The organism is Streptomyces sp. NPDC032721 (assembly GCF_055579625.1).
In genome coordinates, this window is sequence record NZ_JBVIMX010000017.1 from 189,752 (window position 1) to 212,265 (window position 22,514).

The window sequence follows — 22,514 nt, forward strand, 5'->3', positions numbered from 1 at the left end:
GGTCGGCACGGCCGCCGTCGCCGCCGCCGCACGGTCTGCCGCACGCCCTCTTGGCAAATCCCGCGCCCGGGGGCACCTTGACCGGACCACCGTCCCCTCTCCGCGGGAGCAGCCATGTCAGCGAAGATCCTCCTCGTCACGGGCGATGCTGCCGAGTCCCTCGAAGTGCTCTACCCCTACCAGCGACTGCGCGAAGAGGGGTACGACGTCCACATCGCGGCGCCGTCCCGCAAGACCCTGCGCTTCGTCGTCCACGACTTCGAGGCCGGTTACGACACCTACACCGAGAAGCCGGGCTACACCTGGCCCGCCGACCTCGCCTTCTCGGAGGTGGACCCCGGCAACTACGTCGGGCTGGTGATCCCCGGCGGGCGGGCCCCGGAGTACCTGCGCAACGACCCGGAGCTGCGCAAGATCCTCAAGGCGTTCTTCGACACGGACCGGCCGGTGGCGCAGATCTGCCACGGCCCGCTGCTCACGGCGGCCATCGGTGCGCTGAGCGGGCGCAGGGTCACCGCGTACCCGGCACTGGAGCTGGACATGCAGAACGCCGGGGCCACCTTCCAGGACGCGGAGGCGGTGGTCGACGGCACGCTGGTGTCGGCCAGGGCCTGGCCGGACCACTCGCGGTGGATGCGCGAGTTCCTGACCGTGCTGCGGGCGAAGGCACCGGTGACGTAGACGGGCGGGCGTGGGGGGCCGGCCTCTGCGGGGCGAGCGTGGCGTGGCCGGCCTCTGCGGGGCGGGCGTGGGGTGGGGTGGCCGGCCCTCCGCGGGGCGGACCGGCCCACCCCGTCAGCCCGCTATCTCCTCCGCCAGCCGCACCGCGTCCCTCAGCGAGTCCACCACCGGCACCCCGACCGCTTCCAGCGCCGCCCTGCTGTGCGAGCCGCCCGTGTAGAGCACCGCGCTCGCCCCGACGTGCGCCGCGGCCAGCGCGTCGTCGACCGCGTCGCCGATCACCACGGTCCTGGCGGGGTCGACGCCCTCCAGCGCCGCGAGGTGGCGCACCATGTGCGCGGCCTTGGTGCCGCCGGAGGGCCCGGTCCTGCCGTCGACCCGTACGAAGTGGCGCTCGATGCCGTACTCCCGTACCACCGGCACCAGTTGGTCATGCCCGTACATGCTCAGCAGGGACTGACTGCGGCCGGCCGCACCCCAGCCGCTGAGCACCTCCTCGACACCGTCGGTCAGCCCGCAGGCCGCGCGCAGCTCGACGTAGTGCCGGTGGAAGGCGGCGTCCATGAGCAGCCACTCCGCGTCCGTCGGAGCGCGGCCCATCAGGCGCTCGTAGAAGCGCGGGATCGGTATGCAGTACAGCTCGCGGTACTGCTCCAGGGTGATCGGCGGGAGGTCGACCTCGGCGAAGGCCGCGTTGCTCGCCCCGATGACCGCGTGGATGTCGTCGAGCAGTGTGCCGTTCCAGTCCCAGACCAGGTGCGTCCTCATGAAAGAACGGTACCCAGGGGGTCTGACAACGAAGTCGGCAAGCCCCTCGGGTGCACGGTCTCAGCCGATCAGTCCGGGAATCTCCTGCACCCCGAACCACAGCAGCTCGTGGTCCTCCGCCCCGTCCACCGTGAACTGCGCGTCGTCGTCCCCGAGGTCGGCGGCTCCCAGCGCGGCTGCCGCCGCCGTCACGTCGGCCAGCGCGTCGTCCGCGTCCGCGTGCACCGCCGCGGCCTTCTTCAGCGGTACGGAGCCCTCGACGCGCACCTCGCCGATCGCCCCGGCGTCCATCCCCCGGCCGTCCGGGTCGGCCGTCACCGCACCGTCCGCCACGTCGACCGCGAGCACCACCCGGCGGCGCTCGGCGGCCGGGTCCCCGGCGACCAGCCGCAGCGAGGCCGCCGCCGCCCGGCCCAGGGCCGCGTACTCCAGCTCCTCGATGTCGTCCGAGACGTACCACTCGCGCAGTCCGGGCGTCACCGCGTAGGCGACCAGCGGCCCGGGGGCCAGCTCGCCGCCCTTGTACGCCGCTGCGAGACCGGGAAGGGTCAGGGGTACGTAGACGCGCATGACTGTCGCTTTCGTCGTCGGACATCGAGCGCCCGGCACCGGGCTTCCCCGCCGGGCTTCCGTGTGGGCCTCCCCGTGGGCCTTCCCGTGGGGCTTCCCTGATCGAAAACTCCGCTCGACAGGGCCTCAAGGATACGTTCCGGGTCCCCCATCGGGGCGGCGGTCCCCCCTCCGCCGCCGTCCACCCCGCGCCGCACGCCCCCCGCGCGCATACGCCGCCCCGGGCCCCCGGCCACTCTGATAGGTGATTCCGCGACCGGCGCCCGGCCGCCGCGCGCGCCCTTGCCGCCGCGCCCCTCGGACCCGTACAAGATCTCCAACGAAAAGTTACCGCCCGGTATTACACCGGCCAGGCAGAGCGGGGCGATCAGCATGCACAGGACGCAGACCCGACCCGGCAGCGGCAGCACCCGGCCCGACACCCACCGGCCCGGCAGCACCCGGCCCAGCGCCACGAGGCCCGACAGCACCCGGCCCGGCACCACCCGCTCCACCGACCTCCGCCCGCCGCGCGCCCCCGCTCCCCTGCACCACCAGTTCGCCGTGCGCCTGCTGGCCGTGCTCAGCGGCGAGCGCCCGGCGATCAGCATGCTGCACCAGGTCGTCGGGGACGCGTACGACCAGCTGGTGCTGCTGGCTCCGCGGACCCCGTTCCGCGCCCGGGGAGTGCGCCCCGTCGTCCGCAGGTGCGGCTGCTTCCGGCCGCGGCCCGATGTGATCGAGGCCTTCGCCATGATCGGCGCGGGCCCGCAGCTGCGCGCCATGGCCTTCCGCCTGGAGCAGAACGCCGACCAGCGCTGGCGCTGCACCGCCGTGGACCTCGGCGGCGGGCACGCGCGCGTACCCGCACCGGCCGGCGTCTGAAACGCGTCCGCTGAAACGCGTCCGGGCGCGCACCCCCGAGGGGATGCGCGCCCGGACGAGACGCGTGCGTACGCGTACGTGTACGTGTACGCAGGTAAGGCCGCTCGCCTACTTCTTGCGGCGGCGCCCCGCCGTCTTCTGCGCCTTGCGCCGCTCGGCGCGGGTCATCCCGTCCGACTCGGAGCGGGTCGGCCCGTCCGCCGCGTTGTCGAAGTCGCCCTCGACCACGCCGCCCTCACCGTCCACGGTGGGCGCGGAGAAGTGCAGCCGGTCCGGGCGCTGCGGCGCCTCCAGGCCCTTGGCGTGGATCTCCGGACGCGCCTGCGCGCCCGCCGGAACCGCGTCCTCCTTGCTCATGGACAGACCCGCGGAGTCCTGCACCGGGACCTCCTCGACCTGCTGCTCGACCTGGACCTCCAGGTTGAACAGGTAGCCGACGGACTCCTCCTTGATGCCGTCCATCATGGCGTTGAACATGTCGAAGCCCTCGCGCTGGTACTCGACCAGCGGGTCCTTCTGCGCCATGGCCCGCAGGCCGATGCCCTCCTGGAGGTAGTCCATCTCGTAGAGGTGCTCGCGCCACTTGCGGTCCAGCACCGAGAGCACCACGCGCCGCTCCAGCTCGCGCATGATCTCCGAGCCGAGCTGCTTCTCGCGGTCCTCGTACTGCTCGTAGATGTCGGCCTTGACGGACTCGGAGATGAACTCGGCGGTGATCCCGGCACGGTCACCGGCCGCGTCCTCCAGGTCCTCGACCGTGATCTTCACCGGGTAGAGCTGCTTGAACGCGCTCCACAGCCGGTCCAGGTCCCACTCCTCGGAGAAGCCCTCGACGGTCTCCGCCTGGATGTAGGCGTCGATCGTGTCGTCCATGAAGTGCTTGATCTGCTCGTGCAGGTCCTCGCCCTTCAGGACGCGGCGGCGCTCGCCGTAGATGACCTCGCGCTGCCGGTTGAGCACCTCGTCGTACTTCAGGACGTTCTTGCGGGTCTCGAAGTTCTGCTGCTCGACCTGCGACTGCGCGGACGCGATCGCACGCGTCACCATCTTGTTCTCGATCGGTACGTCGTCGGGAACGTTGGCCATCGCCATCACGCGCTCGACCATCGCCGCCTTGAACAGACGCATCAGGTCGTCGCCCAGCGACAGGTAGAACCGGGACTCACCCGGGTCGCCCTGACGGCCGGAGCGGCCGCGCAGCTGGTTGTCGATACGTCGCGACTCGTGCCGCTCGGTGCCCAGCACGTACAGCCCGCCGAGCGCCTTGACCTCGTCGTGCTCGGCCTTGACGGCCGCCTCGGCACGCTCCAGGGCGGCGGGCAGCGCTGCCGCCCACTCCTCGATGTGCTCCTCCGGGTCCAGGCCCTGCTGGCGCAGGTCGGCCTCGGCGAGGTCGTCGGGGTTGCCGCCGAGCTTGATGTCGGTACCACGGCCGGCCATGTTCGTGGCGACGGTGACGGCGCCCTTGCGGCCGGCCTGGGCGATGATCGGCGCCTCACGGTCGTGCTGCTTGGCGTTGAGCACCTCGTGCTGCACACCGCGCTTGGCGAGCTGCTGCGAGAGGTACTCGGACTTCTCGACCGAGGTGGTGCCGACCAGGATCGGCTGGCCCTTCTCGTGCTTCTCCGCGATGTCGTCGACGACGGCGGCGAACTTGGCGACCTCGGTGCGGTAGATCAGGTCCGACTGGTCGATGCGGATCATGTCCCGGTTGGTCGGGATCGGCACGACGCCCAGCTTGTAGATCTGGTGGAACTCCGCGGCCTCGGTCATCGCCGTACCGGTCATGCCGGAGAGGCCGTCGTAGAGGCGGAAGAAGTTCTGCAGGGTGATCGTGGCGAGGGTCTGGTTCTCGTCCTTGATGTCCACCCCTTCCTTCGCCTCGATCGCCTGGTGCATGCCCTCGTTGTAGCGGCGGCCGGCCAGCACACGGCCGGTGTGCTCGTCGACGATCATGACTTCGCCGTCGATGACGACGTAGTCCTTGTCCTTCTTGAAGAGTTCCTTGGCCTTGATGGCGTTGTTGAGGTACCCGACGAGAGGCGTGTTGACCGACTCGTAGAGGTTGTCGATGCCCAGCCAGTCCTCGACCTTGGCGACACCGGGCTCGTGGATGCCGACGGTGCGCTTCTTCTCGTCGACCTCGTAGTCGCCGGTCTCCTCGATGCCCTTGAGCGGGTTGCCCGGCTCGCCCTTCTTGAGGCGGGTGACCAGCTTGGCGAAGTCGCCGTACCACTTGGTGGCCTGGTCGGCCGGGCCCGAGATGATCAGCGGCGTACGGGCCTCGTCGACCAGGATCGAGTCAACCTCGTCGACGATGGCGAAGTTGTGGCCGCGCTGGACGAGCTCGTCCTGGGACCACGCCATGTTGTCGCGGAGGTAGTCGAAGCCGAACTCGTTGTTCGTGCCGTACGTGATGTCGCAGGCGTACTGGGCGCGGCGCTCGGCGGGCGACATGTTGGCGATGATGCAGCCGACCTGGAGGCCCAGGAACTTGTGCACCCGGCCCATCAGCTCGGAGTCGCGCTCCGCCAGGTAGTCGTTGGTGGTGATCAGGTGCACGCCCTTGCCGGACAGTGCGTTGAGGTACGCGGGAAGCGTGCCGACGAGGGTCTTGCCCTCACCGGTCTTCATCTCCGCGACGTACCCCAGGTGCAGGGCGGCGCCACCCATCATCTGTACGTCGTAGTGACGCTGGCCGAGAACGCGCTTGGCCGCCTCGCGGACGGTCGCGAAGGCCTCGGGCATCAGGTCGTCGAGGCTCTCGCCGTCGGCGTACCGCTGCTTGTACTCATCGGTCAGGGCGCGCAACTCGGCGTCGGAGAGGTTGACGAAGTCCTCTTCGATGGAGTTGACCTGGTCCGCGATGCGGTGCAGTTTGCGCAGGATCTTGCCTTCGCCTGCACGCATGAGCTTGTTGAAGACGGACACTGAGGCTGGTCTCCTTGCCGGTCGGGCCTGTGCACTGGGTCGGTGTGACTTTGGGTCTGTACTGACTTTGGCGCGGGCACGGCAGGCGGGCCCCACCGCAACGGCCATCGTAAGGGAGGACCCAGCCGCCACGGGAGGTCCGTCCTCACGAAGCCGCACCATCCTGCACAAGGTGAACGCACGGCGCGCACCTAAGGTGCCGGGCACCGCTCGAAAAGTGTTCGCCCACGGCTGCCGGCCCCAGGACAATCCGTTCATGGAACCCTTTGTGCTCACCACGGACCGCCTGGAACTGCGCCCTTTCGCCCCGGCCGACACCGAAGAGGTGTTCCGGGCCGTCCAGGACCCCGACATCCTGCGCTGGACGACGATTCCCTCGCCCTACGCACGCGCGGACGCCGTCCACTTCGTCGAGCAGGTCTCGGGCGAGGGCCTGCGCACCGGCACCGGGTTCCACTTCGCCCTGCGCGCGCGTGGCGGCGGTCCGCTGCTCGGCGCGGTCGGCATGGGCGTGTACCTCCCGCCCGGCGTCTGGGAGCTCGGCTACTGGACCGCGCGGCCCCACCGGCGGCGGGGTTACGTCACCGAGGCCGCGACGGAGGTGATCCGCTGGGCCCTCACCACCCTGCCCGTGCACCGGCTGATCTGGCGGGCCGAGGTCGGCAACGAACCCTCGCGTGCGGTGGCCCGCAAGCTGGGCTTCACCATGGAGGGCGTCCAGCGCGCGGGCACCGTCCACCAGGGCACCGCGCGCGACGCCTGGACGGGCTCGCTGCTCCCGTCGGACCTGGGCATTCCCGGTCCGTTCCCCTACCTCCCCGCGCCCGGCGGCCCCGGCCCGGGCCCCGTGACCGGTCCGGTCCCGAATGTCAGTGCTGGCCTCTAGTCTTTCGGCATGAGCCTCCAGCCGTCGTCCGCCGTCGCTCTCTCCGCCGACGAAGCACGCCGCATCGCGCTGCGCGCACAGGGATTCATGGGTGCGCCGGACCGCCGCGCCGGGGTGCGCGGGGTGCTGCGGCACCTGGGCGCCGTGCAGTTGGACACGATCTCCGTACTGGCCCGCTCGCACGAGCTGATTCCGTACGCACGGCTGGGCGCGGTGGACCGCAGGACGGTCGAGTCCGCCTACTGGGCCGCCGACGGCGAACCGGCACACGCCTTCGAGTACTGGTCGCACGCGGCCTGCATCCTCCCCGTCGAGGAGTGGCCGCATTTCGCCTTCCGCCGCCGCGCCTACCGCGCCCGCCCCCAGTGGCACCACGAGCTGACGGACGGGGCGTACGAGCGGGTCATCAAGCAGCTCCGCACCGAAGGCCCCCTCACGGCCACGGAACTGGGCGGCGCGAAGAACGGCGGGGAGTGGTGGGACTGGTCGGAGTCCAAGGTCGCCGTCGAGCGCGCCCTGATGTACGGCGACGTGGTGTGCACCGGCCGCCGCAGCTGGAAGCGGGTGTACGACCTGGCCGAGCGCGCCATTCCCACCGCCCTCCAGCACGAGGACCTCTCCGACACGGAGTGCGTACGCCGCCTGGTGGCGCTCGCCGGCAAGTCCCTGGGCGTGGGCACGCGTGAGGACATCTCCGACTACCACCGGCTGAAGAACGCCCAGGTGGACGCGGTGATCGCGGACTCGGGCCTGGTGCCCGTCGAGGTCGAGGGCTGGGGCCGTCCGGCCTGGGCGGACCCGGAAGCACTGGCCACGACCCCGCGCGGACGCCACCGCACGACGCTGCTCTCCCCGTTCGACTCCCTGATCTGGGACCGTCCGCGCACCGAGCGCGTCTTCGGCTTCACGCACCGCCTGGAGGCGTACGTCCCCAAGCCGAAGCGCGTCCACGGGTACTTCGCGATGCCGCTGCTGTCTGGCGGGCAGCTGCTCGGCCGCGCCGACCCGGCCCGCGAGGGCAGCACCCTGATCGCCCGTCAGGTGTCGCTGGAATCAAGGAAGTCGGTGCCCGCGATGGCCAAGGCCCTGTGGGAAGCGGCCTCCTGGGTCGGCTGCACCGACGTACGGGTGGACCGCACGACCCCCGCCGAACTCCACAAGCCCCTGTTGGAGGCACTCGCCCGGTGACCCGGCGGCCCTGACGGGGAATTCAGCGATCTTCGACCGCGCCTTCAGCGGATCTCAAGGATCTTCTCGCGCATCGCGTAGACCACGGCTTCCATCCGGGAGTGCAGCTGGAGCTTCTCCAGGATGTTGCGCACGTGGTTCTTCACGGTGTTCTCCGAGATGAACAACTCCTTGGCGATGTCCCGGTTGTTCATGCCGGTGGCGACCAGCTTGAGCACTTCCAGCTCCCGGTCGGTGAGCCGGGGCGCGGGCACCAGCCGACGTTCGTCGGAGCGCTGGATCATCGACTTGAACTCGGTCAGCAGCTTGGACGCCATGGAGGGGCTGATCTGCGACTGCCCGTCGGCCACCGCCCTGATCGCCGTGGAGACCTCGTCCGTCGAGATCTCCTTCAGCAGGTATCCGGTCGCACCGGCCTTGATCGCGTCGTAGAGGTCCGCCTCCTCGTCGCTGATCGTCAGCATGATGATCTTCGCACTGGGGGCCACCTCCTTGATGGAGGTGCACGCCTCGATCCCGCCCCGCTTGGGCATCCGCACGTCCATCAGCACGATGTCCGGCAGCAGGTCGGCCGCCTTGTCCACGGCCTCCGCCCCGTCCCCGGCCTCACCGACGACCTGGATGTCCTCCTCCTGGGCCAGGACGATCTCCAGCCCGCGGCGGAAGAGCGCGTGGTCGTCCACCACGAGAACCCTGATGGGCTCCTTGCGGGACCCGCCCGTGTCCGTGTCCCCGTCCGCGTCGGCCGCGCGGCCGGCACTCCGGGCGTAGTCGCCGCCGTGCACCGGACCGAAGCTGTCCGCCATCGTTCCTCCCCCTGAGGCCATGGCCCGAAGTTCATGTGCTGCGCCAACCACAGTCCGCAGAGCACCTCTTGACTTGCGGTGACATGATTCCATGCCCCGGCGTCGCAACGGTCGCTTCAGGACGCACGTGGTGGTGCCCCCGGAGGCGCACAGGCTCTCCGGGGGCACCACCGTCAGGTGGTACGGCGCGCCGGGCGCCGCCGTTCAGCGGCTAGCCGCCGAGGGCTCCGCCGGCCCCGCCCGCCTCCGACTCGGCGAGTGGGTCCGTGTCCAGGTGGATGACTCCGTAGTCGTAGGCGTGCCGCCGGTAGACGACACTCGGGCCCTTCGTCTCGGCGTCGACGAAGAGGTAGAAGTCGTGCCCGACCAACTCCATCTCGTAGAGGGCCTGATCGAGCGACATGGGTGCGGCCACGTGGGTCTTCTCGCGGACCACCAGCGGGCCGTCGCCCTGCACCTCAAGCGAGCCGATCTTCTTCGTGGGAACAGACGTGTCCGACTCGGTCCGGTCCACGGCGAGTTGACCGTCGCCGTCGATGACCGCCGCATCGGGTACCGCCGATCCGACCTCTGCCGCGGACAGCCTGCCGTTGCCGCGACGGGTGTGGCGCTTGTCGTGCTGCTTGCGCAGCCGCGCCTCCAGCTTTCCGGTTGCCAGGTCGAGCGCCGCGTACGGGTCGCCCGCCGATGCTTCTGCCCGGATCACGGGACCGCGCCCGTGGACCGTGATCTCCACCCGGTCCGAACGGTCGGCCTGCCGCGGGTTGGGCTCCTTGGACACCTCCACGTCGAGGCTGATCACCTTGCCGTCGAGCTTCTGGATCCTCTCCAGCTTGAGCTTCTCCGCCACGTGCTTGCGGAAACGCTCGGGTACCTCTGTCTTGCGGCCCTTGACGACGATGTCCACGCAGAACTCCGTTCCCGGATTGCTCCGCTCACTGGCGGAGCGACTCCCTCTTGCACCAGACTCCGGCTCGTCCCGAAGTCTCGGACTAGGCGACTTCACCTCCTCCTCCCCCGTCGGGAAGATCCACACCCCCATTTCGGGGTGCGAGGGAAAACCTGAAGCACGGCAGTGCAATAAGTGAGGCACAGCAACCGCTTTTCCTCACTTCCGAACATAGCTCGCTCGGACGGGTGTCGGCACCCGCTACCGCCGCGTACCTCCGTTCAGGTGCTTTTTCCCTCTCACTACCTGCAACGATGCAAGTTCCCGGTCAGTTCCAGTTTATTTCGAAAGATTTCGGCGGCGCCGCGACAACCGCAGCGACAAGGTCACCGAATCCGGTGTTCCGCACCGGTCCGACCGCCCAGACGGCCCCGGTCTCACGCACGGCCCCGGCCGCAGGTTCGGATCTGACCGCCCGCGCCGCCTCGGCCAGCGTGGCCCCGGTGGTCATCAGGTCGTCCACCAGCACCACCCGGTGGCCCGCCAGCAGCTTTCGGCCACCGGCGACCACTCCCAGGGCGCCGGACAGGTTCGCCAGCCGCTCCCGGGCACCCAGGCCCGTCTGATCACCCACCGCCCGCCGCTGCCGCAGCACCGGTGCGACCCGCGCCCGGGTCCCTCCGCCGCGCAGCTCCGCGGCCGCCGCGAGGGCGATCCGCCGTGTCGGGTCGTGCCCCCGGGCGCCGACCGAACGGCGCGCGGACGGCACAGGCACCAGCACGATTTCCCGCGTCACTTCCACTGCCGTATCACTTACCCGCAGGCCCCGCGGATACGCCACCCCAGCCCCATCAGTCACCGCGCCACGCACCGCCCGCGCCAACGCCCGCCCCAACGGCCGCGCCAGCCCCAGCGCACCGCGCTCCTTGTGCGCGAGCAACACCGCACGCGGCGCGTCCTCGTACCGCGCCGCCGCATGCACGGCAGGCAGCCCGTACGGCTCCGGCACCGGGCGGACCCGGCCCGGCTCCTTCCCGTACAACTCCTCGCCGCACTGCGCGCACACCCCTGCCGGCGCCCGGGGCCTGCCGCATCCGCCACAGGCCACCGGCAGCACCAGACCGGCGAATTCCCGCCACCATCCCCGTAGTTGCCGCATGCCCACCACTGTGCGCACGGCGGTGACGGCTCCGCCACCCCTGTGGACAACCACCCCGTTGTGGACAACTCGCACCACGGGGCCATCGCCGCCCGGCGCGTGCCCCTGCCCCTGCCCCTGCCCCTAACCGGGGTAGAACGGCAGCGAGCCCTCGCCCTCCTCGACGACCGTCTTCCAGTTGGCGCCCGGAGGCAGCCGTACGATCCCGTCGTCCTTCGACTGTGCGAGGAGCGGCAGTTGCTCCATGTCGGAGGCCGAGACGGCCGTGACCTGGTTGGCACCGGGCAGCAGTCCCTCGGGCGAGGCGGAGCCGTCGGTCTGGACGTAGCGCATCTGCTGCACACCGCCCGCTTCCCGGCCCACCACCACCAGCCGGCTGCGCCCTGCCCAGGACACCGCCGTCACTTCCTCCATCTGCGGCGCCGCGGCCCGCAGATCGGCCACCTCGACCTCAGGGCTCTCCTTGGTGCCGCTCCGCTCCACCCGGCCGACCTTCAGGGTCTTGCGCCCCTTCTCGTCCACCACGATCAGCGCGATCCGCACTCCGTCGGCCGCCACCCGCAGCGAGTCGACGTACCCGTCGCCGAGGCCCACGACCGTGACTTCCTGCGGCTTGCCCTTGCCGTTCACCATCCGCATCAGGCGCGGGTTGGCCGGGTCCCGGTCCGCGACCCACAGATCGCCCCGGCCGTCCCAACTGGGCGTGGACAGCGGGTCCTTCCCCTTGGACGCGCTGGTGTACAGCTTGTCGAACCTGCTGCCCGCCGCGATCTGCGCGACGTACAGGTGGTGCCCGTCGGACGAGACGCCCGCCGCGTAGTTCTCATCGCGCGACACCGCCGCCGACTTCAGCCCCTGCTGGATCCCGCCGAGCGCCCCCGGCACCGGCTGTGCCTCCTCGTGCTCCGCATTGCTGCGCATTTGCACGAGTTGCTGCCTGCCGTTCAGGAAGTACTGGTAATCCGGGGCCCGCAGAGTGCTCTCGGGCACATGACCGCCGGCCTGGTCGCCGCGCATGACGCACAGCGGCGAAAGGTCGTCGCCCTGGATCTCCACCTGGTCGATCCGCGAAGTGGCCGTCATGCCCTGGAGGGTGAAGAGCAGTTGGGTCGCCATGTCATTGCAGCGCTTCGGGGTGACATTCGCACCCTTGGCATTGAGCGGCACCTTGAGGGAATTGTGGTCGCCGAAAGTGAGCGTCTTGACGCCGTCCTTCAGCGTCGCGCTGCTGGGGAAACTCGAACCGACCACAGTGCGCAGCCAGACGGAAGGACCGTCCAGCAACGCCTTCACCGCCTGGGCCACCGGGTCGAGCCGGGTCTGCGGGTCCGTCCGCTTGCGTACGTACACGGGATCGGCGACGAGCCACCGCTGCCCGGCGTCGTCGGTCGCGGACCCGGACGCGAAGTAGTACTTGTCGACGGGCCGGTAGATGCGCTGGAAGTCCGACTCCCCCAGCACCAGGCCCTTCGGCGGCTCGTTGATCCGCCACTCGTCCTGCTTGGTGTCCGGGTTCCGCTCCCTCATCAGGTGCAGCGGCTGTTCGTACTTCTTCACCTCGGCACGGAAGGCGCTCTGCCCGTCGAGGAAGGCGACCTGCTGTCCGGCGAGCGAGTAGGCGGGGGTGCCGCCGTTGTTCTTGGAGGAGGTGGCCTCCCCGGCGGGTGCTGCGGCCAGCACCGTCGTGCCCTCGCTCGGGCGCCACTCCTTCGAGGCAGCCTTGGTCAGGTACTTGCGTGCGGTGTCGAACCCGGGGTCGTCACTGGTCATCGCCTCCAGGAAGCCGTCGACGATCTCCTCGGGCCTGGCCCCGGCACGCGGCGGCACGCTGTAGACCCGTACCTGCGAGTCGACCCGCTGCGACGCCTTCACCGCGCGTACGTCACCGTGGTCGGGCATCGAGCTGCAGCCCGCCGCGCCGAGCAGCAGACCGCTCAGCCCGAGGGCCCCCGCCCTACGGCCACGTCCCCGGCCCGCGCTCCGGCCCTCCGGGCCGCCGTTGTTCCCGCTGCCCCAGCTACGACCCTCAACGCCCACGGGGGGTGTCCTCCCGGTCCCTGTCCTGCGGTGCGCGACCGCTGCCACCGCTGCCACCACTGCCAGCACTGCCGCTCGTGCCGGCGTTCCCGCCGCCACCGGACTGCCTGCTCCCGTCCGCACCGTCGCCGCTCTGCTGCGACTCGTCGCCCGCCCACCCGGAGACCACCCTGGCGCCATTGCCGGGCAGCGCCGTCGGGTCCACCGGCACGGCCGTCGTACGGGGCGGCTGTATGGGGCCGGTCCCCCGCTCCCCCAGCGGCTGTACGGGAACGGTGGCGAGCCGCGTGTTGCCGCTGCCGCCGCCCGCCCCGCCCTGGGCCGCTTCCGCCACGCGCGCGCGTGCTCGTCGCGAGTCCTCCGGCTCCAGCGGGATCGGCGATCCGCGCAACGGCTCGTCGACCGTACGCGGCAGGGTCAGCCGGAACTGCGATCCGCCGCCCGGCTCACCCCACGCCTGGAGCCATCCGCCGTGCAGCCGGGCGTCCTCGACGGCGATCGACAGGCCGAGCCCGGTGCCGCCGGTCGTCCTGGCCCGGGCCGGGTCGGCCCGCCAGAACCGGCTGAACACCCGGGTCGCCTCGCCCGGCTTAAGCCCGACGCCGTAGTCCCGTACGGCCACCGCGACCGCTCCTCCGGCGGCCCCGAGCCGTACCACCACGTCGCGTCCCTCGCCGTGCTCCACGGCGTTGACGACGAGGTTGCGCAGCACCCGCTCGACCCGCCTGGCGTCCGCCTCGACGACCACGGACTGCTCGTCGCCGACGACCCGGATCACGGTGCCCTTGCGCTCCGCCAGTGGCTCGGCCGCGTCGATCACCCGTCGTACGACCTCGCGCAGGTCTATCGGCTCGGCCTCCAGCGCGGCGGCTCCGGCGTCGAACCGGCTGATCTCCAGCAGGTCGGCGAGCAATGACTCAAAACGATCGATCTGCCCGACCAGCAGCTCCGCGGATCGCGCGGTCACCGGGTCGAAGTCGCTCTTGGCGTCGTGGATGACGTCGGCGGCCATCCGTACGGTCGTCAGCGGCGTGCGCAGCTCGTGCGACACGTCCGACACGAACCGGCGCTGCATCCGCGACAGGTCCTCCAGCTGCTGGATCTTCAGCTGGAGGTTCTGCGCCATCTTGTTGAAGGCCTCGCCGAGCCGCGCGATGTCGTCCTCGCCGGTGACCTTCATCCGCTCCTGCAGCCGCCCCGCGGACAGCCTCTCGGCCACCCCCGCGGCCATCCGTACGGGCGTGACGACCTGCCGTACCACCAGCCAGGCGATGGCCCCGAGCAGGACGACGACGAACAGTCCGGCGGTGGTCAGCGTGTTGGTGACGACCTTGAGCGAGGCCTCCTCCTGCGCCAGCGGGAAGAGGTAGTAGAGCTGGTAGGGCTGCCCGCTCACGTCATTGAGCCGCTTGCCCACGATCAGGCCGGGCTCGGACGGCTGGGAGCTGTTGCTGTACTCGATCCGTACGTACGTCTGGTGCGCCTCGCTGCCCTTGTCCACCTCGTCGCGCAGCTCCTGGGGCACGCTCGCGAGGGGGTCCACGCCACCGGAGGCGCGGGGTCCGGGCTGGGTCGTCTCCTCGTCCGACGCGGAGCTCAGCGCGACCACGTTGAAGGCCTTCTGGCCGCCGCTGGCGAGGACTTCCACCAGGTCGGAGCGCCAGTTGGCGACGTTGCGGGCGGCCCTCTTGTCGGAGGTGTCACCGTCCTGGCCGTCCGGCGCGACGGGGGTGCTGGCCCGCTCCTGGGCCACGGAGAAGCCTCCGCGGGCCTGGTTCTGGGCCGCTTCCATCTTGGAGTTGAGCAGCCCGTTGCGTACGGCGCTGATGACGACGAAGCCGAGCAGCAGCACCACACCGAGCGACATCAGCAGGGTCGCCGCGACCACCCGCAGCTGGATGTTGCGCCGCCACAGCCGTACGGCGGGCAGCAGCGGACGCCGCACCAGCCGTACGACCAGGCGCAGTACGGGGCCGCCTACGGGCGCCCCGTCCTGGAGCAGCCGGCCGCCTTGCAGCAGCCGGCCGATCCGGGACGTACCGCGCTCCGCTCCGGCAGGGCGCTCCGTACGGCTTCCCGGCTCCCCGGGCTTCGGAGCAGCACTGCCTCGCTTCATGTCAGCTGGGTCCGGCCTTGTAGCCCACGCCGCGCACGGTCACGACGATCTCCGGGCGCTCCGGGTCCTTCTCGACCTTGGAGCGCAGCCGCTGGACGTGGACGTTGACCAGCCGGGTGTCCGCGGCATGGCGGTACCCCCAGACCTGCTCCAGCAGCACCTCGCGGGTGAACACCTGCCAGGGCTTGCGGGCGAGCGCGACCAGCAGGTCGAACTCCAGCGGGGTCAGCGCGATCGACTGGCCCTCCCGCTTCACCGAATGACCGGCCACGTCGATGACCAGGTCACCGATGGCGAGCTGCTCGGGCGCGGGCTCCTCCGACCTCCTCAGCCTCGCCCGGATCCGGGCGACGAGCTCCTTGGGCTTGAACGGCTTGACGATGTAGTCGTCGGCGCCGGACTCAAGGCCCACCACCACATCGACTGTGTCGCTCTTGGCCGTGAGCATCACGATCGGCACCCCGGACTCGGCCCGGATCAGCCGGCAGACTTCGATGCCGTCCCGTCCGGGCAGCATGAGGTCCAGCAGCACCAGGTCCGGCTTGGCCTCCCTGAACACAGCCAGCGCTTTGTCGCCGTCGGCGACGAACGACGGCTCAAAACCTTCTCCACGCAACACAATGCCGAGCATCTCGGCAAGTGCGGTGTCGTCGTCAACTACGAGAACGCGACCTTTCATAAGGGCCATCATCCCATTAGCTCATCGTTGCCTGTCGTGACCTGGCACACAGCTCCGCGAGAGAAGCCCCGGTCACCGGCGAAACGACCCCCTGTTCGGTGACGATCGCCGTCACCAGTTCAGGCGGTGTCACGTCGAAGGCGGGGTTGTACGCCTGGGTCCCCAGCGGTGCGACGGGCAGCCCGCCGCCTCCCTCGGAACCTGCCACCGAGAGGCCCCCGGTGAATTCCGTCACCTCCAGCCCGGACCGTTGCTCCACCTCGATGTCCGCCCCGTCCACGGTGCCCAGATCCACCGTGGTCAGCGGCGCCACCACGACGAACGGCACGTGGTGGTACTTGGCGAGCACCGCGAGCGGATAGCTCCCCACCTTGTTCGCCACCGAACCGTCGGCCGCGATCCGGTCCGCCCCGATCAGCACGGCGTCCACCTCGCCCGCCGCGAACAGCGAACCCGCCGCGTTGTCGGTGAGCAGGGTGTACGCCATCGAGTGGCGCGCCGCCTCGTACGCGGTGAGCCGCGCCCCCTGCAGCAGCGGCCGGGTCTCGTCCACCCACAGCCGCCGCAGCCGCCCGGCCCGGTGCGCCGCCAGCGCCACGGCGAACGCGGTGCCCTCGCCGCCGGAGACCAGTGCCCCGGTGTTGCAGTGGGTCAGGATGCGGTGGCTGCCGCCGGGCAGCAGCTCGTCGAGGAGAGCGAGCCCGTGTCCGGCCATCGCCCTGCTGGCCTCGGCGTCCGCCCGGTGCAGTTCCCGCGCGGCGTCCAGGGCGGCCGCGGCGGCCCCCGCGTCACCGGCCCCCTTCCCCAGCGCGGCCCGGTACGCCTCCAGCGCCCACCGCACTCCGTACCCGAGGTTGACCGCGGTGGGGCGCGCCCCCGCCAGCTGGGCCGCCGCCCCCTCGACGTCGAACCCCCGCCGGGCGGCGAGCGCCACCCCGTACGCCCCCGCGATGCCGAGCAGCGGGGCCCCTCGTACCGCCAGCGTCTGGATCGCCTGCACCAGTGCGGGCACGTCCGTACAGACCCGGTCGACCTCTTCCGTCGGCAGCCGGGTCTGGTCGAGGAGCACCAGCACCGGTCCCTCCGGCGGCTCCTCCCATCGCAGCGAGTGCCGTGCGGGCGGTTCTGCGCCCACTGTGCTGTGTGCGTCCTGATCAGCCATCCGCCCAGTCTGCCCCGTACCGCCCCGACATTTGAAGGTGCCAAGAGCGACCAGGAGTCCCGGGGGCCGGTCCATCGGCAGGCACCCCATGACACGATGGCTGGCAACCTGCCGCCGCAACCGCGGTCGGGCACCGTGAAGGAGCGACGATGAACGACTCTCCGGGCTGGGCCTCGCCCGGATCCGCCCCCTCCGACGACCGGCCTCCGGAGAGCTCCGGAGCTGCCGACCCCTCCGACCAGGCACCCGCCTCGAAGTGGTCGAAGGATCAGCCCCCCGCGGGCCAGTGGTCCGCTCCGGGCTCCACACCCGCGCGCAGCCACGCCCAGACCCCGCCCCGGCAGGGCGGTTACGGCCCTCCGCAGGTCGGCGGCTGGGGAGCCCCCGGCCCCGGTGGCTGGGGTGGCCCGCCCCCGGCGGCCAAGCCCGGCGTGATCCCGCTGCGCCCCCTGGGCGTCGGGGACATCCTGGACGGCGCGGTCTCCACCATGCGCGCCAACTGGCGCACGGTGCTGGGCATCACGGTCACCGTCGCCGTACTGATGCAGGTCGCCGACATCCTCATCCAGCGCTATCTGCTGCCCGAGCCGATCGCCATCGACCCGAACGCGGACCCGTCGGAAGCCCTCCGCCAGTCCGTCGACTCGATGCAGAACACTCTGATCAGCATGGGCCCGACCACCCTGATCAGTCTGATCGGCACCTTGTTCACGACCGCGCTGCTCACCATGGTGGTCAGCCGCTCGGTGCTCGGCCGCCCGGTCACGGCGGGCGACGCCTGGCGCGAGGCCAGGCCCCAGCTGCTCAGGCTGCTCGGACTCACCCTGCTGCTGGCCCTCGGCGCCTCCGCGATCATGGTCGTGGGCCTGCTGCCCGGCCTCCTGATCGGCTCCACCGGCGGAGCGGCGCTCGCCGTACTGGGCGGACTCGGCGGACTCCTCGTCATCGCCTGGCTGCTGGTCCGGTTCTCCCTCGCCTCCCCGGCCCTGATGCTGGAGCGGCAGACCATCGGCCAGGCCCTGCGCCGCTCGGCCAAGCTGGTTCAGGGTTCCTGGTGGCGGATCTTCGGCATCACGCTGCTGACGATGGTCCTGACCGCCATCGTGTCGATGGCCATCGCTCTGTTCTTCTCGGTCATCGCCCTCCTCGTGGACGGCGACGGCCTCGACGGCCTCCTCCGGGGCTCCACCCCTGAGTTCGGCTGGGGCTTCCTGATCATCACCGGGATCGGCGCGGTGATCGCCGCGTCCATCACGTACCCGATCTCCGCCGGCGTCACGGTCCTCCTCTACATCGACCAGCGGATCCGCCGAGAGGCCCTCGACCTGGACCTCGCCCGCGCGGCCGGCCTCCCCGGTTACGGCACCGAGCAGCAGCCCACCGACCACACCCCAGGGAGCTGATGCGTCCGTGACAGTGACGGGGGCCACTGCCACGACCCTGCTGCGGGCGTACGCCGACGGCGACACCCCCGTGGACACACCACGCGTCCCTGCCCGCGAAGCCGCCGAGCGCGAACTGGCCGACCCGAGGTACCACGAGAACGACCCCAACCTCCTCCAGCGCGCCCTCGACCGTTTCTGGGACTGGGTCGCCGGACTCTTCGACGCCGCCTCCGGGGCCACCCCCGGAGGCACGCTCGGCGTGATCGTCATCGCGGTCGTCGTCATCCTGCTCGTACTCGGCCTGTGGTGGCGCCTGGGCACCCCCCGCCGCACCCCGGTCTCCAACGACGCCCTGTTCGACGACCGTCCCCGAAGCGCCGCCGAACACCGCACGACAGCCGAAGCACACGCCGCCGCCCTCCGCTGGAACCCCGCCGTCCAGGAACGGATGCGCGCCCTGGTCCGCGCCCTGGAGGAACGCACCCTCCTCGACCCGCGCCCCGGCCGCACCGCCGACGAAGCCGCCGCCGACGCGGGCCGCGTCCTGCCCGCCCACGCCGACCGCCTGCGCGCCGCCGCCCGCTCCTTCGACGACGTCACGTACGGCGACCGCACCGCCGACGAAACCGCGTACCTGACCCTGCGCACCCTCGATCTCGACCTCGACGCCACGAAACCGTCCCTGGCCGGCACCTCCGCGCCCGACGGAGCCACCCCATGACCACCACGGCAGACCGCCGCCCCACCGCGGACTCCCCCACCCCCCGCCAGCTGTGGCTCCGCTCCAGGGGCATCCTGCTGGTACTCGGCATCCTCGTTGTCGCGGGCCTGGTCATCGGCGCCCTCCAGTCCGGCGACCAGCACGGCCACCTCGACCCCCGCTCGTACGACCGCAACGGCAGCCGCGCCGTAGCCGAACTCCTCCAGGACCGCGGTGTCAGCACCCGCGTCGTCACCACCCTCGCCGAGGCGTCCAAGGCCACCGGCCCCGACACCACCCTCCTGGTCGCCTCCCCGAACCTGCTCACCCCCTCCCAACAGCGCCAACTCCACACCGCCACAGCCAAGTCGGGCGGCCGCACGATCCTCATCGCCGCAGGCCCCACCTCCACGCCCGCTCTCGCCCCAGGGGTACGCGCCGAGGCCCCCAGCTCCCCCGTCACCCCCCGCGAGCCCCGTTGTTCCCTCCCCGCGGCCACCACCGCCGGCACCGTAGACCTCGGTGGTATCCGCTACTCCACCACCACCACCGCCTCCCACGACGCCTGTTACCCCACCGACGGCCGCCCTTCCCTGCTGCGCCTCCCCGCCCCCGCGAACGGCGACACCGTCCTCCTCGGCGCCCCCGACCCCCTCCAGAACGAGCACCTCGCCCAACAGGGCAATGCCTCGCTCGCCCTCCAACTCCTCGGCTCCCGCCCTCATCTCGTCTGGTACCTCCCCTCCCTCACAGACCCGTCCGCGACCGAAGGCACCGGCTCCGACGGCAACTCCACCGACACCACGGGCAGCTTCCTCTCCCACGTCCCGCCCGGCTGGCTTTGGGGAACCCTCCAACTCGCCCTGGCCGCCGCGCTCGCCGCCCTCTGGCGCGCCCGCCGCCTCGGCCCTTTGGTGACCGAACGCCTCCCGGTGGCCATCCGCGCCTCCGAAACCACCGAAGGACGCGCCCGCCTCTACCGCAAGGCCCACGCCCGCGACCGCGCCGCATCCACCTTGCGCACCGCGTCCCGCGCCCGCCTGTCCTCCCTCCTCGGCGTCCCCACCGCCCATGCCGACTCCCCCGACGCACTCCTCCCTGCCGTCTCCACCCGGCTCCCCGATGCCACCAGGGACCTCAACTCCCTCCTGTTCGGCCCCACTCCGTCCGACGACGCCGGCCTCATCCGCCTGGCAGACGAACTCGACGCCCTCGAAAGAGAGGTCCGCGCCTCATGAGCGCCCAGCCCGCAGAGACCCCCGCCGAGCCCTCGGCCGAGTCCCCCGACCGCGCCCGCGCCTCGCTCGAAGCCCTGCGCTCCGAGATCGCCAAGGCCGTGGTCGGCCAGGACCCGGCGGTTACCGGCCTCGTCGTCGCCCTCCTCTGCCGCGGCCACGTCCTCCTCGAAGGGGTCCCCGGCGTGGCCAAGACCCTCCTGGTGCGCGCCCTGGCCGCCTCCCTCGAACTCGACACCAAGCGCGTCCAGTTCACCCCGGACCTGATGCCGAGCGATGTCACCGGCTCACTGGTCTACGACGCCCGCAGCTCCGAGTTCTCCTTCCAGCCCGGCCCCGTCTTCACCAACCTCCTCCTCGCCGACGAAATCAACCGCACTCCGCCGAAGACCCAGTCCTCCCTCCTCGAAGCGATGGAAGAACGCCAGGTCACCGTCGACGGCGTCCCCCGCCTGCTCCCCGATCCGTTCCTGGTGGCCGCCACCCAGAACCCGGTCGAGTACGAGGGCACCTACCCCCTCCCTGAAGCCCAGTTGGACCGCTTTCTCCTCAAGCTCACCGTCCCCCTCCCCGGCCGACAGGACGAGATCGATGTCCTGACCCGCCACGCGGAAGGCTTCAACCCCCGGGACCTGAAGGCCGCGGGCGTACGCCCCGTCGCCGGCCCCGCAGACCTGGAAGCCGCCCGGTCCGCCGTCGCCAAGACCTCGGTGTCCCCCGAGATCACCGGCTACGTCGTCGATATCTGCCGTGCCACCCGTGAATCCCCCTCACTGACTCTCGGCGTCTCCCCACGAGGCGCCACTGCCCTGCTGTCCACCGCCCGTGCCTGGGCCTGGCTCACCGGCAGGGACTACGTCATCCCCGACGATGTGAAGGCCCTGGCTCTGCCCACGCTCCGCCACCGCATCCAGCTCCGGCCCGAGGCGGAGATGGAAGGAGTCACCTCCGACTCCGTCATCACCGCGATCCTCGCCCACGTCCCCGTCCCCCGCTGAGACGGCGATCATGGCCCTCACCGGACGAGCCGCGCTGCTCGCCGCCCTCGGCTCCCTCCCCGTCGGCATCCTCGCGCCGAGCTGGTCGGGAATCCTCGCGATCAACGCGCCCCTCACACTCGCAATCATGTGCGACTTCGCCCTGGCAGCACCAGTACGAAAGCTCCAATTCACTCGAACTGGTGACACATCCGTTCGACTCGGTGAAACCGCCTCAGTGGCCCTCACCGTCACCAATCCCACGCCCCGCCGCCTGCGTGCCGACGTCCGTGACGCCTGGCCACCCAGCAGTTGGCTGCCCGGCACCGACTTCACCGCCTCGCGCCACAAGGTGACGATCCCGCCCGGCGAACGCCGCCGTCTCACCACGCAGCTGCAACCCACCCGCCGCGGCGACCGCCAAGCCCAACGCGTCACCGTCCGCTCCTACGGGCCGCTGGGCCTGGCCGCACGTCAGGCCGGCCACAAGGTCCCCTGGACGGTCCGTGTCCTGCCGCCCTTCACCAGCCGCAAGCACCTGCCGTCAAAGCTGGCCCGGCTCCGCGAACTCGACGGCCGCACCAGTGTGTTGACGCGAGGCGAAGGCACGGAGTTCGACAGCCTCCGCGAGTACGTGCCCGGAGACGACACCCGCTCCATCGACTGGCGTGCCACCGCCCGCCAGAACACGGTCGCGGTACGCACCTGGCGCCCCGAGCGCGACCGCCACATCCTCCTGGTCCTGGACACCGGCCGAACGTCTGCGGGCCGCGTGGGTGACGTACCCCGGCTCGACGCGTCCATGGACGCCGCACTGCTCCTCGCCGCACTCGCCTCGCGCGCCGGCGACCGGGTCGATCTCCTCGCGTACGACCGCAGCACACGAGCTCAGGTCCACGGCCGTTCGGCCGGGCAACTCCTACCGGCGTTGGTCAATGCCATGGCTCCACTCGAACCCGAACTGATCGAAACCGATGCACGAGGCATGGCCTCCGCAGTACTGAAGAGCACGCCCCGCCGCTCTCTCGTCGTTCTGCTCACCAGCCTGGACACGGCACCAGTGGAGGAGGGACTTCTTCCTGTGCTCCCTCAGCTCACCCAGCGCCACACGGTCCTCGTGGCATCCGTGGCCGATCCGCACATCGCAGAAATGGCCGCCTCACGAGGCTCTGTGGAATCAATTTACGAAGCCGCAGCGGGAACCCAGGCCCAAACTCAGCGCCGCCGCACGGCCGAGAAGCTACAGCGTCACGGAGTCACAGTCGTGGACGCGACCCCCGACAACCTCGCACCCGCTCTGGCCGACGCCTACCTGGCCCTCAAGGCTGCGGGCCGCCTCTGAAATCCCCCTGGATCAAGGATCCAGGGGGGCACTCTTCTCCCGTGAACGCAGAAAAGCCCCGCACCATAAGGTGCGGGGCTTTCCCACAATGATTGTTCGGCGGCGTCCTACTCTCCCACAGGGTCCCCCCTGCAGTACC

At 70.9% G+C, this 22,514-nt stretch carries 19 protein-coding genes; 9 read left to right on the top strand and 10 right to left on the bottom strand.

The features are described 5' to 3' along the window. Window positions 1–114: 114 nt before the first annotated feature. Window positions 115–681 carry a DJ-1/PfpI family protein gene (locus ACZ5PB_RS31510; protein WP_468695843.1) on the top strand — a complete coding sequence of 189 codons (567 nt, stop codon included), beginning with the start codon at window positions 115–117 and terminating at the stop codon, window positions 679–681. A gap of 114 nt (window positions 682–795) precedes the next feature. Here ACZ5PB_RS31510 and ACZ5PB_RS31515 read toward each other — a convergent pair whose 3' ends face one another. Together ACZ5PB_RS31515 and ACZ5PB_RS31520 are read right to left on the bottom strand one after the other, a co-directional pair. Beyond that, the gene (locus tag ACZ5PB_RS31515) at window positions 796–1,449 is read right to left on the bottom strand and encodes an HAD family hydrolase (protein ID WP_468695844.1); all 654 of its coding nucleotides are present in this window, start codon (window positions 1,447–1,449) and stop codon (window positions 796–798) included. 60 nt (window positions 1,450–1,509) lie between these two features. Beyond that, window positions 1,510–2,019: a DUF6912 family protein gene (locus ACZ5PB_RS31520; protein WP_468695846.1), complete on the bottom strand. Its 510-nt coding sequence runs from the start codon at window positions 2,017–2,019 to the stop codon at window positions 1,510–1,512. Window positions 2,020–2,391: 372 nt separating this feature from the next. On the opposite strand from ACZ5PB_RS31520, the gene ACZ5PB_RS31525 reads away from it, so the two are divergent. Continuing rightward, complete coding sequence (locus ACZ5PB_RS31525) at window positions 2,392–2,883, top strand: Rv3235 family protein (RefSeq protein WP_468695848.1); 492 nt, start codon at window positions 2,392–2,394, stop codon at window positions 2,881–2,883. 108 nt (window positions 2,884–2,991) lie between these two features. Here the strand turns inward: ACZ5PB_RS31525 and secA are convergent, their stop codons facing one another. Next, a complete protein-coding gene (gene secA / locus ACZ5PB_RS31530) occupies window positions 2,992–5,814 on the bottom strand; it encodes a preprotein translocase subunit SecA (protein ID WP_468695849.1) in 2,823 nt (940 codons plus the stop codon). Between the two features lie 256 nt (window positions 5,815–6,070). Here secA and ACZ5PB_RS31535 point away from each other — a divergent pair, with 256 nt between their 5' ends. Continuing rightward, window positions 6,071–6,700 (top strand): GNAT family N-acetyltransferase, encoded by a 630-nt coding sequence (locus ACZ5PB_RS31535; RefSeq protein WP_468695851.1) that lies wholly within the window; start codon window positions 6,071–6,073, stop codon window positions 6,698–6,700. Window positions 6,701–6,709: 9 nt separating this feature from the next. Beyond that, window positions 6,710–7,888, top strand: a complete 1,179-nt coding sequence (locus tag ACZ5PB_RS31540) for a winged helix-turn-helix domain-containing protein (protein ID WP_468695853.1) — start codon at window positions 6,710–6,712, stop codon at window positions 7,886–7,888. Window positions 7,889–7,932: 44 nt separating this feature from the next. On the opposite strand, the gene ACZ5PB_RS31545 is transcribed toward ACZ5PB_RS31540, so the two are convergent. The 7 genes from ACZ5PB_RS31545 to mtnA all read right to left on the bottom strand — a co-directional run bounded on the left by ACZ5PB_RS31545 (window position 7,933) and on the right by mtnA (window position 16,736). Further along, complete coding sequence (locus tag ACZ5PB_RS31545) at window positions 7,933–8,694, bottom strand: response regulator (RefSeq protein ID WP_468695855.1); 762 nt, start codon at window positions 8,692–8,694, stop codon at window positions 7,933–7,935. Window positions 8,695–8,905: 211 nt separating this feature from the next. Beyond that, window positions 8,906–9,601, bottom strand: a complete 696-nt coding sequence (hpf, locus tag ACZ5PB_RS31550) for a ribosome hibernation-promoting factor, HPF/YfiA family (protein ID WP_468695857.1) — start codon at window positions 9,599–9,601, stop codon at window positions 8,906–8,908. A gap of 310 nt (window positions 9,602–9,911) precedes the next feature. After that, window positions 9,912–10,742: a ComF family protein gene (locus tag ACZ5PB_RS31555; RefSeq protein WP_468695859.1), complete on the bottom strand. Its 831-nt coding sequence runs from the start codon at window positions 10,740–10,742 to the stop codon at window positions 9,912–9,914. Window positions 10,743–10,865: 123 nt separating this feature from the next. Next, entirely contained in the window at window positions 10,866–12,779 is a 1,914-nt protein-coding gene (locus ACZ5PB_RS31560; RefSeq protein WP_468695861.1) for an LpqB family beta-propeller domain-containing protein, read from the bottom strand. After that, window positions 12,769–14,895 (bottom strand): MtrAB system histidine kinase MtrB, encoded by a 2,127-nt coding sequence (gene mtrB, locus ACZ5PB_RS31565; RefSeq protein ID WP_468695862.1) that lies wholly within the window; start codon window positions 14,893–14,895, stop codon window positions 12,769–12,771. The genes ACZ5PB_RS31560 and mtrB overlap by 11 nt, the downstream gene beginning before the upstream one ends. A gap of 1 nt (window position 14,896) precedes the next feature. Continuing rightward, on the bottom strand, window positions 14,897–15,586 hold the full coding sequence (gene mtrA / locus ACZ5PB_RS31570; protein ID WP_468695863.1) for a two-component system response regulator MtrA: 690 nt from the start codon (window positions 15,584–15,586) through the stop codon (window positions 14,897–14,899). A 4-nt stretch (window positions 15,587–15,590) separates the two neighbouring features. Then, window positions 15,591–16,736, bottom strand: coding sequence for an S-methyl-5-thioribose-1-phosphate isomerase (mtnA, locus tag ACZ5PB_RS31575; protein ID WP_468695864.1), 1,146 nt, complete (start codon window positions 16,734–16,736; stop codon window positions 15,591–15,593). Between the two features lie 149 nt (window positions 16,737–16,885). Between mtnA and ACZ5PB_RS31580 the strand changes: the two genes are divergently transcribed. The 5 genes from ACZ5PB_RS31580 to ACZ5PB_RS31600 are packed head-to-tail and all read left to right on the top strand — an operon-like array spanning window position 16,886 to window position 22,375. After that, window positions 16,886–18,139: a DUF7847 domain-containing protein gene (locus ACZ5PB_RS31580; RefSeq protein ID WP_468695866.1), complete on the top strand. Its 1,254-nt coding sequence runs from the start codon at window positions 16,886–16,888 to the stop codon at window positions 18,137–18,139. A 13-nt stretch (window positions 18,140–18,152) separates the two neighbouring features. Continuing rightward, window positions 18,153–18,842, top strand: coding sequence for a DUF4129 domain-containing protein (locus ACZ5PB_RS31585; RefSeq protein WP_468695887.1), 690 nt, complete (start codon window positions 18,153–18,155; stop codon window positions 18,840–18,842). After that, a complete protein-coding gene (locus tag ACZ5PB_RS31590) occupies window positions 18,839–20,059 on the top strand; it encodes a DUF4350 domain-containing protein (protein WP_468695867.1) in 1,221 nt (406 codons plus the stop codon). Before ACZ5PB_RS31585 ends, ACZ5PB_RS31590 begins: the two co-directional genes overlap by 4 nt. Further along, the gene (locus ACZ5PB_RS31595) at window positions 20,056–21,054 is read left to right on the top strand and encodes an AAA family ATPase (RefSeq protein ID WP_468695869.1); all 999 of its coding nucleotides are present in this window, start codon (window positions 20,056–20,058) and stop codon (window positions 21,052–21,054) included. Before ACZ5PB_RS31590 ends, ACZ5PB_RS31595 begins: the two co-directional genes overlap by 4 nt. A 10-nt stretch (window positions 21,055–21,064) precedes the next feature. Then, entirely contained in the window at window positions 21,065–22,375 is a 1,311-nt protein-coding gene (locus tag ACZ5PB_RS31600) for a DUF58 domain-containing protein (RefSeq protein WP_468695870.1), read from the top strand. Window positions 22,376–22,514 lie beyond the last annotated feature (139 nt).